The sequence below is a fragment of the Granulicella mallensis MP5ACTX8 genome (genome assembly GCF_000178955.2).
In the GTDB taxonomy this organism is placed as follows: domain Bacteria; phylum Acidobacteriota; class Terriglobia; order Terriglobales; family Acidobacteriaceae; genus Granulicella; species Granulicella mallensis.
The window spans coordinates 199,491-216,927 of sequence record NC_016631.1 but is presented as its reverse complement, the minus strand read 5'-3'; the positions used below and the strand labels follow the sequence as shown (position 1 = coordinate 216,927).

Genomic DNA, 17,437 nt, shown 5'->3' with positions numbered 1-17,437 from the left:
TTATCCAACCGTCGTCACCTGTTCTCTCTGCTTTTTCTCGAGCCACTCGTAGTCGTAGGCTTCATAGTCTACGATCGGCACTTCGAGGAAGTTTTCGGTCAATGGCGGCGACTGAATCTGCCACTCAAGACCTGTTGCCTGCCACGGGTTGTCACCCGCAATCGCGCCGTACTTCAGCGACCAGCCGAGGTACAGCAGCGGCAGCATATAACCCACGCCCAGCACCGTTGCGCCTGCGGTTGAAAGCACATTCAGTACCTGGAACTCCGGCGGATACGCAGCGTAGCGACGCGGCATGCCGAGGTAGCCGAGGATGAACTGCGGCAGGAAGGTCAGGTTGAAGCCGATGAACGTAACCACCGCAGCCAGCTTGGACAGCGACTCGGGATACATGCGGCCGGTCATCTTGGGCCACCAGAAGTGGATGCCCGCGAGGAACGCCATCAACATGCCGCCGACCATGACAAAGTGGAAGTGCGCCACGATGAAGTAGGTCTCGGTGAGATGGATGTCCATACCCAGCGAACCGAGGAACACGCCCGTCAGACCGCCGATGGTGAACAGGCCCATGAAGCCGAAGGCGTAGAGCATCGGGGTCTCGAAGGTGATAGAACCCTTCTGCAGCGTGAACGCCCAGTTGAAGATCTTGATCGCCGAAGGTACAGCGACGAGCATCGTCAGTAGCGAGAAGACCAGCGCCGAGTAGTTCGACACACCCATGATGAACATATGGTGCGCCCACACGAAGAAGCCGAAGAGCGCGATGGCTACCGAGCTGAACGCGACCGCCGTGTAGCCGAAGACGCGCTTGCGGCTGAAGGTCGAGATGACCTCGGAGATGACGCCCATACCCGGCAGAATCATGATGTACACGGCCGGATGCGAGTAGAACCAGAAAAGATGTTGGAACAGCAGCGGATCGCCGCCCTTGGCCGGGTCGAAGACGCCGATACCCACGAGCCGTTCGAGCGCAACCAGCACGATCGCGATAGCCAGAACCGGGGTTCCGAGAACCATCAGGATCGAAGCAGCGTAGTTCGACCATACGAACAACGGCATACGGAACCAGGTCATGCCCGGAGCGCGCATACGGTGGATCGTCACGATGAAGTTCAGACCGGTGAAGATCGAGCTGAATCCAGCGATGAAGATAGCCGTCGCCGCCGTGATGACATGCGTGTTCAGGTAGTGCGTCGAGAGCGGCGTGGTAAAGGTCCAGCCGGTATCAACGCCACCCAGCACCAGCGCGGCCAGCGTGAGTGTGCCGCCTGCGAGATAGAGGTACCAGGACAGCAGGTTGATCTTGGGGAACGCAAGGTCCTTCGCGCCCAGCATGATCGGGATCAGGAAGTTCCCGAGAGTCGCCGGTACCGACGGTACCAGGAACAGGAAGATCATGATGATGCCGTGCATGGTGAAGAACTTGTTGTACGTATCCGCCGCGACGAGATCGGACTGCGGTGTCAGCAGCTCCAGCCGGATGAGACCTGCGAACGCTCCGCCGATAAAGAAGAAGAACGTGATCGAGATCAGATACAGGATCGCGATGCGCTTATGATCTCCCGTCAGCAGCCAGCTCAACAATCCGTGTTCGTTGTTGATGTAGTGCCGCTTCGGCAGCTTAGCCGTGCTCTGATCGGGCAGAGAGACGATGGTGTGCAAATTGGGGACGCTGGTGCTCATGGCTTCACCGTTTCAGACGTTGTGCCCTCGGTGGGCGTTGTGGGCGCTGCCTGATTAGACTCCGATGTCATCAGAGTCTGCTGCACCCGGAAGTTCGATTGCATGTTCTTGATGTACTCAACCAGGTCGATCAGGCCGTCTTCGCTGATCTGCCCCTGGTACGTCGGCATGATGGGCGCGTATCCCGCGGTAATGTGCTGCGAGGGATTCAGGATCGCATCGCGGAGGTACGCGTCGTTTACCAACACCTGGCTGCCATTGGTAAGCGTCAACTTGGAGCCATAGACACCAGCAAGGTTCGGACCACGTGCCGCGGCGTTGCCGCTGTGGCAGGCGTTGCAACCCATGCTGGCAAATAGCCGCTCTCCGTTCTGAGCCAGACTCATGCCGCTGGTCGATTGCTGCGTCCACTTCTGGTAGTCATCCGGCGAGAGAACGGTGACCTCACCGATCATGCCGGAGTGCTGCGTTCCGCAATACTGGGTGCAGAAGATGTGGTACGTGCCGGGGGTAGTCGCCTGGAACCAGATCGTCGTGTAGCGACCCGGAATCACTTCGCGCTTGACGCGGAAGTCGGGGATCGAGAAGCTGTGGAACACATCCTGCGAGATCATCGTGAGCTGCACAGGGCGACCCGCCGGTACGTGCAGCGCGTTGATCTCGTGCTGCCCGCCAGGATGCTCGGCCTTCCACATCCACTGCTTGCCGACGACGTAGATGTTCATCGCATTGGCTGGCGGATCGTAGATGCGGAAGTACAGCAGAGCGCCCCATACGAAGGTGACCAGGAAGATCGCCAGCGGGATGATCGTCCACGTCGCCTCAAGCAGCGTCGAGCCTTCGACCTGCGTGGCGACGGGGTTCTTCTCGCGGCGATAGCGAATCGAGAAGCCGAAGACGAGAACGCCTACCAGCAGCAGGCCAACCAGCGTCATCGCCAGCAGGAAGAAATAGAGCGCGTCAGTGTAAGGCGAGATCGTGGACGCCTCAGCCGGAAACAGGGCCGAGGCATGCAGCCACTTCACCAAAAATTGCCACAGTACTGGACTAATTCCCATCGTTAGCCTTTATCCGTTCCGCCGGTTGTCGTCATCCGGTTGAGGTAAATCGTGGTCGCGCCCCAGCCGCAGGTCGCGACGGAACATCAGAAACATGAAACCGCCAAGGCCCGCCACCGTCGCCATACCGCCCAACTGAACGACCCGCGCCACGATCAAGGAGTGCTTATTGATCTGCGGATCGTAGTGATAGCAGTAGGTGAGAATGTTTGCTACAGGCGAACCAATTTTGTTGCCTGAGGCATCGATCAGCCCCAGAAGAATGTCTTTGGGCGAGTATTCGACGCCAAGGTAATACTGTGCCAGCCTGCCCTGCGGAGTGGCAATTTCGATAGAACTGGCATGCGCAAACTGCGAGAGCGTGCCATCCGGTCCAGGGACCCGCGTGTAACCAAACCCAACGGCATTGGTCACAGCATCGATCGCCGGCTTCTGTCCGGTAAGAAAGTGCCAACCGTCAGCCGTCTCGGGATGCCCATAGCGCTTCACGTAACGCGCCTTGTAGCGAGCCGCAAGATCCGCCGTCTCGGTCGGATCAATGCTGACCACAACGATCTGGAAGTCCTTGCCCGGAACCAGGTGAACCATCAGCAACGAGCTGACGACCCCGTCCATCTCTTCCGAACACAGCATCGGGCAGTTGTAGTACACCGTCGAGAGAAGAACCGGATGCTTGCCGTCAAAGTACTGGCCCAACGAAACGGGCGCGCCCTTGTCGTCGGTGAACTTTGCGTCCAGAGGAAGCTGCGCATTGAGGTGCTGGGTTACCTGCACCTTTTGCAGAATCTGCGGAAGCTGGTCTCCGGTGTTATCGCCGGTAGCCTTATCGCCGTAGCTCGAAACCTGTGCGAAGACTGGAGCCGCACAACCGAGCACCAGCGCAAGGCCGAGGAGTCCCCGTCCCGCCGCTGTTGCCATCCGAATTGTGCGTCCTGCTGTCATCGTCAGATCTCTATCGCTTCCTGTGTCCTGCTAGCCGTGCTTAGTCTTTTTTTGCTTCTGCCCGATTGAAGTCGTTCTTCTCGTTGCGGGCTTGAATCGTCTCGAGCTCGTAGCCGGTGCGCGCAAAGCCATCGGTCAACGGAGCCTGAACCGCTGGTGCGCTTTCGCCGGCCATCACGGCCTGCGGTGTCTGAGCTGCGGGAGCCGCTCCCAGACCGCGCTGTACGACCAACTGCATCGCACGGTCGATAGGAATGCGAACCGCGCCCTGAGGCAGATCGGTCGATGAGCTGTAGTGATCCAACAGCAGATCTTCGCGAGCGTGCAGATCGGCGACATCCTGATTGCCGTCGTCCGTCTCGAGCCGAGGCGTCGGGAAGGCCTGCGTCATGCTCTGCAGCTGCCGCTGCTGCATCTCTGCAGCCGAGGTCAAATCTTCACGCTTATTGCCGCGAGGTGTAGCGCCGGGCTGCGAAAGATCCGCCTGCCACTTGTTGGGTTTCTCGTCGTGCGTGACCATCATCGTGTTGATCGCCTTGCCCATAAAGAAGCAGAAGACGAAGAAGATCAATACCGTGCCGAACAGTCCCGCGAGGAATGTGGCGATACCGCCCGCGTTCACGTCCTGTACTTCATAGCCGGGATGTTCCGAATCACGCTGATGCGGCGGATGCGGGGTGGTGCCCTCCGGGCGACCTGCGTCGTGTCCTTCAGTGTGCATGCTCAGGCTCCAAAAGCTCTTGCGTGTGCGGGTCGTTCACATTGATCAGCGGACGCTTCATCAGTTCGGTCAGGTAGAAGAACATCCAGAACGCGACGACGGCGACAGGCACTGTAATGTAGGCCAGGATTCCAAAGTTACCCGCGAGGTGCAGGTTGCCGGCGGCATCTTTGAAGTTCGGCTCGATGAGCCAGAACATATCGATGAAGCGGGCGAAGATCATGAATACGGTCACCCAGATCATCTTGCTCTTGGAGCGCTTGATATCGCGCGAGAGCAGGATGCAGAACGGGATGAGCCAGTGGCAGATGACGTCAGCCGAGCAGACATACCACCAGCCGCCATGGATGCGGTGCAGGTACCAGGGAATCTCATCCGGCAGGTTGCCCGACCAGATGATCAGGAACTCCGCAAAGGTCAGGTAGATATTCAGCATGACGAAGGCGAAGGTGAGCTTGCCCATGTCGTGCTGCTCGGTCGTGCGGAACATCGTCTTCATCGGCTCATAACGGGAGAGCAGGATGAGACTCAGGATACCCAGTGCGAGTACGCCGTATCCCTGCGCGACGAGGAACTGCAGGCCATACACCGACGAGTACCAGGTAACATCCAGCGACTTGACGAAGACGATGACGAAGGCCGACATCAGGATGACGTAGAACAGGATCGACGGACCGGAGAGGTTCTCGAACTTGACGCGCCACTTGTCGAAGCTGGCCAGCGTTCCAGCCTGAGGGTCGTTGTCGCGCTGTACAGACCACTTATTGAGCAGCGTGATGACCAGCGCCATAAAGCCCAGCACCAGCAGATACTCGACCCAGGCGCTCGTCGGGCTCAACATGGTGAGCTTGGAGGAAGCCGTGAGCTGCTGCTCCTGCGTGATATGACCCGTCTTGTAGGCATCCAGAAGAGCAGCCTTGTTTGGGTAAGCAGCCCAGATGTAGAGATGCTTCAGCAGGAACATCACAGGCAGGAACATCGCAAAGACAACCCAGATCGTGCGGGTCATGGCTTCCAGCGGACGGCGCAGAATCTGGCCCCACTTACCGCCCGAAACATACTGCACCATCAGGAAGGCAAGAGCGCCGCCGCAGAAGTTGAAGCATGTCATGTAGCCCATCAGGTAGGCACGCAGGAGATGCGACTTGCCGCCTGGGACGAAGAAAAAGGCCAGAGAAACCACCGCGAAGATGACCGCGACGATGGCGGCGCGGGTGCGCCAGGCGCCTACGACGGCAGGTGCCGTCAGCACGCTGGGCAGCATCTTCGGGCCGTGATGCCCTGCGTTCCCGTGCGTCAAATCCGCTCCGTGATGTTCGTGTTCAAGTGACATTCGTCAGTCGCCTTCAAGTTCCAGAAGTTTCGAAATCTGTTCTTACTGCTTTGTCTCGGCCGGCTGTGCTGCTGGCTGCGCACTCTTTGCCGCTGCCGCAGGAGCCGTGCCCAAATTCTGTCCCGGAATACCGTTGTCCTGATTGTTCGGCGTTCCATAGATCGCCGTCGAGGGCAGACCCCATGGTTCCGCAAATCCCGGAGGCAGGCCTTCATCCTTTGCAATATCGTGCAGGCTCTGCACATGCTGCCCCGCAGCCACATCGGACTGCTTCGCATTCTGGCTGAGTTGCAGTGCGCGAATGTAAGCCGCAACCGCCCAACGATCTTCCGGCGTCAACTGCGCGGCATAATCCGGCATAGAGCCGAAGCCGTTGGTCATGACATTGAAGAAGTGGCCAAGCGGAGCATTGCGGAGGCGGTCCGTGTGGAAGTCGCCTGCCGGGCGGTAGCCGCGCTGCACGATCATGCCGTCACCATTGCCTACACGAGAGTGGCAGGGCGTGCAGTAGACATTGAAGCGCTCCTGGCCGCGTTCCATGACCGCGGGGGTCAACTGGATCGGGAGACCCTCGCCCTCTTTGCCGTTCTGCAGACCGGTAAAGAAGTACGCATCCTGATGGAGCTGGTTGCGCGCCACGGTGTTCTCCACCTGCGGACGCACGGAGCGGCCATCGGCGTAGAACGAGGTTCCGCGCTGCGGAAAGAACTTCGGCTGATCGTGCATGTCCTGACGGCAGCCGGCCAAAACCAGCATCGCCGCCATCGCCGAAAGCCCCGTCACTGCACGCGCTACTCGCATCGCCGTTTCCTGTTTCCTGTTTCCTTGCATTAGTGGTCCACCTCCACAACGGAGACAGGAGAGAACCCTTCGAGAAACGCCCTGGTCTCGGTCACCGAAAACTTCGGATCGTGTGCTTCGAGGCAGAGGAAGAACTTGTCCGTCGTTGCACCGTCGCGGAAGTTAGGTGCGTTGAACAACGGGTGGTAAAGCTGCGGCAGGCCGTTCTGAGCCAGCATGCCGAACGCCGCCGACAGACCAGCGAACAGAATCGTCCACTCATAGCCTGGGATCACGAACGCCGGCCAGCTGAACAGCGGGCGTCCTGCAATGTTGAGCGGATAGCCCAACGTATTGACCCAGACTTCCATCCCATAGCCGGTAACGAGACCCATGAGACCGCCCAGAAGACACATCAGCGGCACGCCTGTCTTATGGAAACGCAGCGCTTCGGCTGCCTCTTCCACGGGATAGGGGGTGTAGCACTCCATGCGGCGGTAACCGGCGCGGTGCGCCATCTCAGTCGCATTCACCAACTCGCTGGGAGTATTGAACTCAGCGATCAGACCGTAAACTCCCTCGTGTACCGGCATTAGAGGGCCTCCTGGGTAACAACTTCAGCATCTGCACCAGGGTGATGAACCTTGGTCTGCGGCAGCATCATGCGGATCTCCGACATCGGAATCATGGGAGCGAAGCGCGCAAACAGCAGGAACAGGAAGGTAAACATTCCCCACGTTCCGAGGAACAGAATATAGTCCCACTTGGTCGCGCGATAGGTTCCCCAGCTCGACGGCAGATAGTCGCGGTAGAGAGACGTCACGACGATGACGAAACGCTCGAACCACATACCGATGTTCACCACGAAGGACAGGAAGAACAGGTAGCCGACATTGACGCGCAGCTTACGCGACCAGAGCGTGGTCAGCGGAATCGCAATGTTGGTCAGGATGAGTATCCAGTATGCCCAGCCCATCGGCCCGAACATACGGTTCCACATCATGAAGAACTCCCAGTGGCTGGCTGAGTACCAGCTCATGAAGACTTCCATACCGTAGCCATAGGCAACGATCGAACCGGTCGTCAACATCACCTTCGCCATGTTATCGAGGTGGCGAAGCGTAACCAGGTCTTCCAGGTGATAGAACTTGCGGATTGGGATGGCGAGCGTAAGCACCATCGCGAACCCTGAGTAAACGGCGCCGGCGACGAAGTACGGCGGGAAGATCGTCGTATGCCAGCCTGCCATAGCCGCGACCGCGAAGTCGAAGCTGATGGTGGTGTGCACCGAGAGCACCAGAGGCGTCGAGAGACCGGCGAGCAGCAGCGAAGCCGACTCGTAGCGAATCCAGTGGCGAGTCGATCCACGCCAGCCCAGCGAGAGCATGCCGTAGAAGGCCTTGGCCAGCGGCAGCTTCGCGCGATCGCGCAGCGTACCGAAATCCGGGATCATACCGATGTACCAGAAGACCACCGAGATCGTCGCGTAAGTCGAGACGGCGAAGACGTCCCAGGCCAGCGGCGAGCGGAACTGCGGCCAGAGGTTCATCGTGTTCGGGTACGGCAACAGCCAGTAACCAAGCCACGGACGACCGACGTGCAGCAGCGGGAAGAGGCCCGCGCAGCAGACGGCAAAGATGGTCATCGCTTCGGCAAATCGATTGATCGAGTTGCGCCAAGTCTGCTTGAAGAGCAGCAGAATGGCCGAGATCAGCGTTCCGGCGTGGCCGATACCGATCCACCAAACGAAGTTGATGATGGCAAAGCCCCACGCGCCAGGGATAGTGACACCCCAGATGCCGACGCCCTTGAGGACGAGCCAGGTAACACCGATGACTACGCCCAACGCTACGGTTGCGGCCAGGAACAGACCGCCCGTCCACGCCCAGGGTGTGTCGGCGGTAAGCACGATACCCGCGATCTTCTGCGTCACACTCTTGAAGTTGTGGCCCGGCGCGATGACCGCGTACTCACCCGTCTGCGGGTCGATCATAGGATCGAGCGCCGCATTCGGATCATGGATAGGACCTTGGGTTGCCATCTTATGCAAGCTCCGGGTTCGGGTTGATAACGCCTGCCGTGTATGTCGTGCGGGGGCGGTAGTTCAGATCCGCCAGCACCTGATAGTCGCGCTCTTCCTTCTTTTTCTTCGCGACACGGCTGTTCGGATCGTTGATGTTGCCAAAGATAATCGCATCGGTCGGGCAAGCCTGCTGGCAGGCCGTTACGATCTCGCCATCGGCGATCGCACGATTGTTCTTATCCGCTTCGATCTTGACGGCTTCGATACGCTGGATGCAATAGCTGCACTTCTCCATGACGCCACGCGAACGAACCGAGACATCCGGGTTGCGCATGAACTTGAGGCTCTCAGTATCGAAGTCCGCGTACAGAAGGAAGTTGAAGCGGCGAACTTTGTACATGCAGTTGTTGGAGCAGTAACGAGTGCCCACGCAACGGTTGTAGACCATCGTATTGAGGCCTTCCGGAGTGTGAACGGTTGCGCCAACCGGGCAGACCTGCTCGCAACCGGCGTTCTCGCAGTGCTGGCACATCATCGGCTGGAAGTGCGCCTTCGGAGCATGCAGATCGCCCTCGAAGTAGGTGTCGATACGCATCCACTGCATGTTGCGGCCAATCTTCACCTGCTCACGGCCGACGACAGGGATATTGTTCTCCGCGTAGCAGCTTACGATGCAGGCATTGCAACCAATGCAGGAGTTCAGATCGACCGACATACCCCAAGAGTTCTGAAGGACCTTCTGGCCAGCACCCACGACAGCGGTGTGGTTGTAGTGCCAGGCGTCAGGGAAGAAGGTCTCATCCGCACCAGGCTTTTCGCCCTGCGGGTTGTAACCCACCTTGTTGACCCAGGTGCCGCTTGCGCCTTCTTCTGCATACTTCGGATTGGCGGTAGCCTCGGCGACTGTGGCGTAGCGAATGATCGAACGCTCCATCGCCTCATGCCCAGCCAACGAGTACGTGCCTTCCTTGTCCGACAACGGATGCTCAAGATCACGCTGCGCGTAGGCGCCGCGATGCTCGATGTTGTGAACCTTGGTCACGCAGATGTCATAGATGCCCTTGCCGCCGGCAACCTTCAGACCCGAAGCGGAGAGAGGAGCATCGGAGGTCCGCAGCGAGTAGGCATCGAACCCGACGCCCGCACCCACACGGCCCGATTCCGCACGGCGGCCAAAGCCGAGATGCACGGTTACAGCGTCGTCCGGATGGCCCGGAGCCATCAGCACCGGTGCAATCACCTTGCGACCGTTCAGATTGAGCTCGATCGCTTCGTTTTCTTCAATCTTGAGCTTGGACATCAGGTCCATGCTCATCAGCGCGGCATTGTCCCACGAGAGATTCGTGATCTGTTTCGGCAGCTCCTGCAACCAGCCGTTGTTACCGTAGCGACCGTCGTAGACCGAAGGATCGTGACGGAAGCTGATTTCAATGGCTCCCGCAGCGGGCGTATTCAAGGCAACTGGAGTGACCGCCTTGGGCTGGCCAGCCAGCTTCGGCGAGAATGCTGTTCCCTCTACCCAGCCATCATGTAGAGCCTTCTTCCAGCCTGTCGCAAAGTCGCCGGTAATGTAAGTCCGGGCATTTGCTACGACTGCGTCATAAGCACTGATGGAAGGATCGAGAAGCGCCTGCAGAACATCGTGCGCGCTCTTGCCGCCGTAAAGCGGATCGATCATTGGCTGAACGATCGAGATGGTGCCATCGTAGGCACGCGCATCCGACCAGCTCTCCAGGTAATGAGTCTTATTGACGTGCCAGGTTGAGTAGAAACCCGTCTCATCGACGTGCGACCCGAGATGCACCGTGTTCGGCACCTTATTGAAGGCTGTCGTGAACTCAAGATCGGAAGGAGCGTTGTACAGCGGGTTGACGCCGAGCATCACCAGCCACTGCACCTTGCCGTCGTACATGTCCGCAACGAGCGACTTGAGATCCGCACCCTGCTCGCTGGGAATCGGAGCGATGGACTCGGTATAGAGAACCGTCTTGCCCACTGCGCCCAGGCTCGCGTTCAACGCGTGCGCCGCCGCATGGGCAGCCGCTGGGCTCTGCGGTCCAACCATCACCACACACTTGCCGCCCGACTTCTTCAGATCGGCAAGGACTGCGGTAAGGAACTTCTGAGCATCAGGGTTGGTCAGCGCCGAACCATTGCCACCAGCGAGAGCTACCGAGAAGGCTTCGATCTCGCTCGGCTTCAGAGCCAGGCGATGGTCAGCTTTATATCCGGTTACCGTCGGCATGGTCTCGACGACGTACATCCGGTTCATCGTCTTGCCGGCTTCAAAGCGATGCCGCTCGGCATACGCCGCCGACAGAGGCAGGAAGCCCGGGAAGGCAATTCCACCCAGGAAATCAGCATCGAGCGCGAGGATGACGTCCGCGTCTTCGAGCTTGTACTGCACGTCGAGGTAATCGCCGAACGCAGCCTTCGAGGAGGCGCGAGCACGGTCATTGTTCACCGCGTCATACTGCACCAGCTTGGCCTGCGGATACTTCGCCGAAACCTGCTTCCACTGGGAGGCAAGCGTCGGAGAGGTGATGGTCTCGCTCAGGAAGTAAACGCCCTGGCCGGTCTTGGTGCCCGCAACAGCCTTGGCAAAATCCTGCTGGAACTGGCCCCATGAGGCAGCCTCTCCGCGGAACTTCGGCTGCACCGAGCGATCGGGATCGTACAGGTCAAGCAGCGTCGCCTGGGTGTAGGCATCTGACTTACCCTTCGACATCGGGTGTTCGGGATTGCCTTCCACCTTGATGGGACGGAATGCGTCCGACTTGATCAGCACAGGAACTGCACCGGTCGGGAAAGGGTGTGCCGTTGCAAAGTACATCGGCTTGCCAAGGATCAAGTCCTCGGGCTGTTTTACGTACGGAAAGATCGGCTCATCGGGCTGCTTGGTGCAACCGGCCAGGCCGGCCAGCGCAAAGCTTGCGCCCATGACTTTGAGGAAGCCGCGGCGGCTGACGGAGTCAACCCACTCGCCCGCACCTGCCTGGCGCGGAAACTCCTCCTGCATCAACTCCTGAAACTGAGGCGAGTCAGAGAGTTCATCCAGATTCTTCCAGAAGCGCTTGCCGGTCTTGCCTTCCAGCTTTGTGCGGACTTCGGCGAGCGTCATCTTTGCAGGAGCAATCGTATTGACGACCTGCGCCTTCACGACTGCCTGTTGCGTTTCTACTGCCATCGTAGGCTCGGTTCCCATGCGTGTGGTTCCAACTGAATTTTTCATCGGTGGCACACCTCGCAGCTCGACAGCTCGTTGGCTGAGCGGATGTGGTATTGCGCTGTCAGGTAGCGACCGAGATCCATCTGGCTGGTGAACTTCTGATAGCTGGCAGGCATTGCAATCTGCGGCATATCGGAGACCGTCTGGCCCTCACCCGTCAACGGATGCGGCTGGAGATTCGTTCCCGACTGCGAAGCTGCCGGAGCCTCGGGCTTGGTCAACTGCGCCAACTCGGGGTTCTGGTTGCCTGGATCCTTGGTCACGCAGGATACGCCCTGTGCCGTGGGTCCACCCTTGCCGGTCGTGGTGCACCAGACGGGCTTGTCGGTCGAGGGGCCTGCCCACGCCATGTTGTAGACCTCGCTGGCGGGCCGCAGGTTCACTGCAGGGTTGCGATGGCAGTTCAAACACCACTCCATCTGCAGCGTGTTTTCCTGGTACATCAACGGCATCTCGTCAACACGGCCGTGACAGCTTGCGCAGCCGATGCCCTTGTTCACGTGGATCTCGTGATTGAAGTACACGTAGTCCGGCAGATCGTGGACGCGAATCCAGTTGATCGACTTACCGGTCGCCCAGCTCTGCCGCACCGGCTCGAGCAACTGAGCGTCGGTCCAGATCTGGGAGTGACAGTTCATACAAGTCTTAGTCGGCGGAATACCCGCGTACGAGCTCTTCTCCACGGATACGTGGCAGTACTGGCACTGGAGCCCGAGGCCCTCGACGTGGTGCTTGTGGCTGAAAGGGACGGGCTGGTCCGGCCGCTGCCCTTGCTTGGTCACCCACGGCGACCGCTGCAATGAGTTCAGCGCCACACCGAGCGCGATGACGATCAAGCCCGTCAGCACCAGGCTCGCGCGAGCCAGTGCGTTCGAACTGCGGTCAAATACTTGCGCCATGAGTGCGTTCCTGCTTCCTCTGCATCAAAAAAACCTGTGGAGTTTTGAACCGAATAACCAACTACCTGAGAGTGCTGCGCCTTCGGAAAGTGAACCTACTCACAAAGATACCGTGATAGGTGTTTCCAAAGGTTTGAAAACAAGCCCTGTGAAAAATCGAGTATAGCAGCCGAATTGTTACACCAACGTTGGCTTTAGGGCCCTAATGTTCGATAGTCGAAACGACCAGCGATTATCGACCGGGAAAACGAGCGGTTTCTATTTACATCAAACGATGATTCCCCGCTGGTGATGCGGCAAATTCGCTATAAAAATGTTTTACAGGAAAGAACCATTTTTCTAAATCCCGTCCACATTAGTCCGAGTTCGCCTGAGGATTTCTTTGGCTACACATCGCCGTACGGACCAGGACCTTCGGGGCCTTTAGCCAGCTCACGAAAAGCTGCGGCGTGCTCCTCTATGACTTGTTCGGCGACCTTGAGCACTTCCTGATGGCGCGCCTGGATGAGTTCCGGAGCATCGTCTTCGGAAGTTGAACCCACACGATGTACTTCCAGAGGAAAGTTCTCCCTCAGTCCCCACGCCTTGGCCTCAGCAGGGGGAATAACGATCACGAATCCTTCTGTAGTTTCCTGTACTCGAGCGATCATGTGCGAATTCTACCTGCGGAAACTACAGATATCGATTGCCCCTCCAGTAAGTCAGACAGCCGCATGAACAAGAGACAGGACAGCTCCGCGAAACAGGTGAAACTACAGCGCTCTATGGCAAACTCTCTTCATGCCTCGCCCACGCTCCGGCTCTACCCGAAAGCTGCCGTACGATCCCACAGAAGCTACCGACGCGCTCTCAGCCGCCGATCCCAAACTTGCGAAGCTGATCGCCAAGGCTGGGCCGTTTACGGTGCGGCTGCCTGCGCAACAGTCGCCCTTCGAGGCGCTCACACAGTCCATCATCTACCAGCAACTCCATGGCAAGGCCGCCGCCACCATCCATGCGCGGCTGCTGGCATCGTTCGCGGATGCCTGCGGTATCGGCAACCATCCTGAGCCACAAGATCTGCTCGACTGCCCGAACGAACAGCTTCGCGCCGCCGGGCTCTCACACAACAAGGCACTGGCTCTGCGCGACCTGGCCGCCAAGACGCTCGACGGCACCGTGCCTACGATAGCCCGCATCCGTCGCATGAGCGACGACGACATCATCGAGCACCTGACACAGGTGCGCGGCATCGGCAAGTGGACCGTCGAGATGATGCTGATCTTCCGCCTCGGGCGTCCGAACGTCCTGCCTAGCAGCGATTACGGCATTCGCAAGGGCTTTGCCCTGACCTATCTGGGCCTCAAGCCCACGGAAAAAGTCACCCCCGACCTTCTGGCCACCCACGAACAGATCGCAAAACGCGCAAAGAAATGGGCGCCGTGGTGCTCGGTCGCAAGCTGGTACATGTGGCGAGCCTGCGATCTTGCCGCCGGCAAAACCGTGCAGCCGGAGTAGGGGTCAAACCAGAAGTGAGATCGAATCGTCGAATCGCCTGCGCTACCCTTGCGCTCATCACCCTCGCCGGCGGTCTGGTCTGGAGATTGGTACCGCTTGGCCTGGTTGCCGTCCTCGTCAAATACGGTGGCTCCATCCTGTGGGCCATCATGGTCTATTGGCTCGTTGCGTTCTTTCTGCCAAAGAAGAAACCTCAGACCCTGGCCATCGTTGCCGGCATGGTTGCGGTAGCGGTCGAGTGCTTCAAGCTGTATCATTCGCCCGGACTTAACGCCTTCCGCCATACGCTTGCCGGCCAGCTCCTGCTGGGCCGTATCTTCTCGCTGCGGGATATCGTGGCCTACTGGCTGGCAATTGCAGTCACAGCCTGTTTCGATAGCCGAACGAACCAGTAACCCAACAGGAACCTGTACCGACCAGTCTGCGTCGCTCCAAATAGCGATATCAGAAGGGTTACGGCCTTTGCCGGATTCATTTGTGAAAACGTTTCTCGAACGAGGCAACCAATGCAGGCTCGGCAGCCAAAAACGATCGACGATTCATGCTGACGACTATGCAAATCACAGGGTCTCCGGCTATATCCTTGGGAGAGCCATGACCAAGCTGAAGGCTCGTATTCAAAATCCCGCCAGCTCCGCTGAACTCAAGGACCAGGCAGTCTCACCGCCGCCGCATTACATCTGCGTACACGGTCACTTCTACCAGCCACCGCGCGAAAACCCCTGGCTCGAGACCGTCGAGGTACAGGACTCCGCGGCACCGTATCACGATTGGAATGAACGCATTACCAGCGAGTGCTATGCCCCGAACGGCGCCTCGCGCATCACCAATCAAGAGCGGGAGATCGTCCGCATCCTGAACAACTACGCCCGGATGAGCTTCAACTTCGGCCCCACGCTGCTGAGCTGGCTAGCTGACTTTGCGCCACGCACCTACCGGATGATCCAGGACGCGGACAGGGCCAGTGCCGAGCATTACTCCGGCCATGGGTCCGCCCTGGCGCAGGTTTACAACCACATCATCATGCCGCTGGCGAGCGAGCGCGACGCCCGCACCCAGATCCGCTGGGGCATCGCCGACTTCGAACACCGCTTCGGCCGCAAGCCCGAAGGCATGTGGCTGGCTGAGACCGCCGTCTCGAGTTCCGTGCTCGACCTGATGGCGCAGGAGGGCATCAAGTACACCATCCTCGCGCCCCACCAGTGCGCGCGGGTACGCAAAATTCAGACAGAGACTCCGAAGGCCGCAGCGTCCAAAGCAGAGTCCGCAACCTCTCCCAAGGCTAGCGAACCAGCCTGGACCGAAACGCCCAACGCCATCGTCGATCCCACGCATCCATACCGGATCCGGCTAAATGAAGGCCGCTCCATTGCGGTGTTCTTCTACGACGGCCCAGGCTCGCGAGCGATTGCCTTTGAGGGCCTGTTGAACTCCGGCGAAGACTTCGGACGCCGGCTGGTTGGCGGTCTCCGTGCCGATAAGGCTCCCAACGAACCACAGCTGGCGCACGTCGCCACCGATGGAGAGAGCTACGGCCACCACCACAAACATGGCGAGATGGCCCTGAGCTATGCGCTGCACTGGATCGAGGAAAACAAGCTCGCAACCCTCACCAACTACGGCGAGTTCCTCGCGAAGTTTCCGCCGCAGTGGGAGGCCGAGGTCGTCGACAACACCTCCTGGAGCTGTGCGCATGGCGTGGAGCGCTGGCGCTCCAACTGCGGCTGTAACGGCGGCAGGCAGGGCTGGAATCAGCAGTGGCGCGGCCCGCTCCGCGAAGCCCTCGATCTGCTGCGCGACAAGACCGCGCCGCTGGCCGAGGCCGTTGCACAACCGCTGCTCAAAGACCTGTGGGCCGCCCGCGATGCCTACATCCAGGTCGTGCTCGACCGCAGCACGGTCAATATCGACTGGTTCTTCAGCGAACATGCAACCCATGAATTGACGCCTGCCGAACGCGTCACAGCTCTGGAGCTGCTCGAGCTCGAACGCCACACCCAGCTCATGTACACCAGTTGCGGCTGGTTCTTCGACGAGATCTCGGGCATCGAGACGGTCCAGATCATCGCTTACGCGGGGCGGGTCATTCAGCTTGCCAATCAACTGTTTGGCGCGGCCGCCGCGGAGCTCGAAGCCGAGTTCCTCGCGATCCTTACACGCGCCAAGAGCAATGTAGCTGAGATCGGTGACGCCGCAGAGATCTATATCCGTTTCGTCATCGGCTCACGGCTCGATTTAGAACACGTCGGAGCACATTACGCCATCAGCTCGATGTTCCGGAACTATCCCGATGCAGGCGAACTGTTCTGCTTCGACGTACATCGCCATAACTACGACCTGCTGACCTCAGGCCGAGGCCGCGTGGCCCTGGGTCGCGCGGCGCTGCGTTCCAGAATTACCGAAGAGACCGAGGAGATCTGTTTTGCCGTGCTGCATCTCGGCGATCAGAACCTCTCCGCCGCGGTGAAGCGTTATACGCCCGAGATTGAAGAGGCATGGGCGACGTTCGTCGAAGAGGCAAGCACGACCATCCAGCGAGCCAACCTGCCGGAGCTGGTCCGTCTGATCGACGGCTTCTTCGGCGGCACACTTTACTCGTTGACCTCGCTGTTTGCGGACGAGCAGCACCGCATTCTCAAGAGCATTCTCGACCAGACGCTCTCGGAGGTAGAGAGCTCGCTGACCCGCATCTACGAAGAACACGCGACGCTGTTGCACTTCCTCGCGGAGTCGAACGTGGCTGCACCACCCGCTCTGGCATTGACTGCGGGCTTCGCCATCAACGCGGGGCTGCGGCGCGCGCTCGAAGCCGAGAGCTACGATGCAGCCGAAGTCGCACGCCTGCTGCGCAGCGCCGAGCTGGATGGCGTGACCCTCGACTCGCAGTTGCTCGGCTTTACTGCCGACAAGCGCATGAAGCGCACCATGATCCGTTTGGAGGGCGCGGCCGAGCAACAGACGGCTGCGGTCCTGAACGAGACTGTGGCAATCGCCGAAAGCCTGCGAACCCTGCCGATGGATATCAACCTTTGGCAGGCACAGAATATCTGGAACGACCTGCTGCGCCGCAGCGACAGCAACTACTGGACACGCGAGTGGCGCGATGGCTTCCGCAAACTGGGTCTCGCGCTGAACATCGCGGTCGATAACCTGGTCGTGGAAGAGGGTGTGCGGGCGTTTTAGGGACTGCCATCCCATGGTGGCAGTGTGTAAGGGCATGGCTGAAGCCATTCCCTTCCGATTCTTGCCACATCAAATATTTGCACTCTACG

At 59.2% G+C, this 17,437-nt stretch carries 14 protein-coding genes; 3 read left to right on the top strand and 11 right to left on the bottom strand.

Annotated elements, in window-relative coordinates; all coding sequences use genetic code 11:
- The 11 genes from ctaD to ACIX8_RS00875 all read right to left on the bottom strand — a co-directional run bounded on the left by ctaD (position 1) and on the right by ACIX8_RS00875 (position 13,282).
- Positions 1-1,683, bottom strand: a complete 1,683-nt coding sequence (ctaD, locus tag ACIX8_RS00925; RefSeq protein ID WP_014263426.1) for a cytochrome c oxidase subunit I — start codon at positions 1,681-1,683, stop codon at positions 1-3.
- Complete coding sequence (gene coxB / locus ACIX8_RS00920) at positions 1,680-2,741, bottom strand: cytochrome c oxidase subunit II (RefSeq protein WP_014263425.1); 1,062 nt, start codon at positions 2,739-2,741, stop codon at positions 1,680-1,682. Before coxB ends, ctaD begins: the two co-directional genes overlap by 4 nt.
- A 9-nt stretch (positions 2,742-2,750) precedes the next feature.
- Complete coding sequence (locus tag ACIX8_RS00915) at positions 2,751-3,683, bottom strand: SCO family protein (protein ID WP_223295439.1); 933 nt, start codon at positions 3,681-3,683, stop codon at positions 2,751-2,753.
- A gap of 40 nt (positions 3,684-3,723) precedes the next feature.
- Positions 3,724-4,404: a hypothetical protein gene (locus ACIX8_RS00910; protein ID WP_014263423.1), complete on the bottom strand. Its 681-nt coding sequence runs from the start codon at positions 4,402-4,404 to the stop codon at positions 3,724-3,726.
- A complete protein-coding gene (locus tag ACIX8_RS00905; protein WP_014263422.1) occupies positions 4,394-5,737 on the bottom strand; it encodes a hypothetical protein in 1,344 nt (447 codons plus the stop codon). The genes ACIX8_RS00910 and ACIX8_RS00905 overlap by 11 nt, the downstream gene beginning before the upstream one ends.
- A 42-nt stretch (positions 5,738-5,779) precedes the next feature.
- Entirely contained in the window at positions 5,780-6,538 is a 759-nt protein-coding gene (locus tag ACIX8_RS00900) for a c-type cytochrome (protein WP_223295438.1), read from the bottom strand.
- A gap of 29 nt (positions 6,539-6,567) precedes the next feature.
- Complete coding sequence (locus tag ACIX8_RS00895) at positions 6,568-7,110, bottom strand: DUF3341 domain-containing protein (RefSeq protein WP_014263420.1); 543 nt, start codon at positions 7,108-7,110, stop codon at positions 6,568-6,570.
- A complete protein-coding gene (gene nrfD / locus ACIX8_RS00890) occupies positions 7,110-8,558 on the bottom strand; it encodes an NrfD/PsrC family molybdoenzyme membrane anchor subunit (RefSeq protein WP_014263419.1) in 1,449 nt (482 codons plus the stop codon). The genes ACIX8_RS00895 and nrfD overlap by 1 nt, the downstream gene beginning before the upstream one ends.
- A gap of 1 nt (position 8,559) precedes the next feature.
- Positions 8,560-11,772, bottom strand: a complete 3,213-nt coding sequence (locus tag ACIX8_RS00885) for a TAT-variant-translocated molybdopterin oxidoreductase (RefSeq protein ID WP_014263418.1) — start codon at positions 11,770-11,772, stop codon at positions 8,560-8,562.
- The gene (locus ACIX8_RS00880) at positions 11,769-12,668 is read right to left on the bottom strand and encodes a cytochrome c3 family protein (RefSeq protein ID WP_014263417.1); all 900 of its coding nucleotides are present in this window, start codon (positions 12,666-12,668) and stop codon (positions 11,769-11,771) included. The genes ACIX8_RS00885 and ACIX8_RS00880 overlap by 4 nt, the downstream gene beginning before the upstream one ends.
- Before the next feature lie 386 nt (positions 12,669-13,054).
- Entirely contained in the window at positions 13,055-13,282 is a 228-nt protein-coding gene (locus ACIX8_RS00875; RefSeq protein ID WP_014263416.1) for a tRNA modification GTPase TrmE, read from the bottom strand.
- A gap of 166 nt (positions 13,283-13,448) precedes the next feature.
- Here ACIX8_RS00875 and ACIX8_RS00870 point away from each other — a divergent pair, with 166 nt between their 5' ends.
- From ACIX8_RS00870 to ACIX8_RS00860, 3 genes are all read left to right on the top strand, one after another.
- Entirely contained in the window at positions 13,449-14,165 is a 717-nt protein-coding gene (locus ACIX8_RS00870) for a DNA-3-methyladenine glycosylase family protein (protein ID WP_014263415.1), read from the top strand.
- 14 nt (positions 14,166-14,179) lie between these two features.
- Positions 14,180-14,560: a ribosomal maturation YjgA family protein gene (locus tag ACIX8_RS00865; RefSeq protein WP_014263414.1), complete on the top strand. Its 381-nt coding sequence runs from the start codon at positions 14,180-14,182 to the stop codon at positions 14,558-14,560.
- 199 nt (positions 14,561-14,759) lie between these two features.
- A complete protein-coding gene (locus tag ACIX8_RS00860; RefSeq protein ID WP_014263413.1) occupies positions 14,760-17,348 on the top strand; it encodes a DUF3536 domain-containing protein in 2,589 nt (862 codons plus the stop codon).
- Positions 17,349-17,437: the final 89 nt, after the last annotated feature.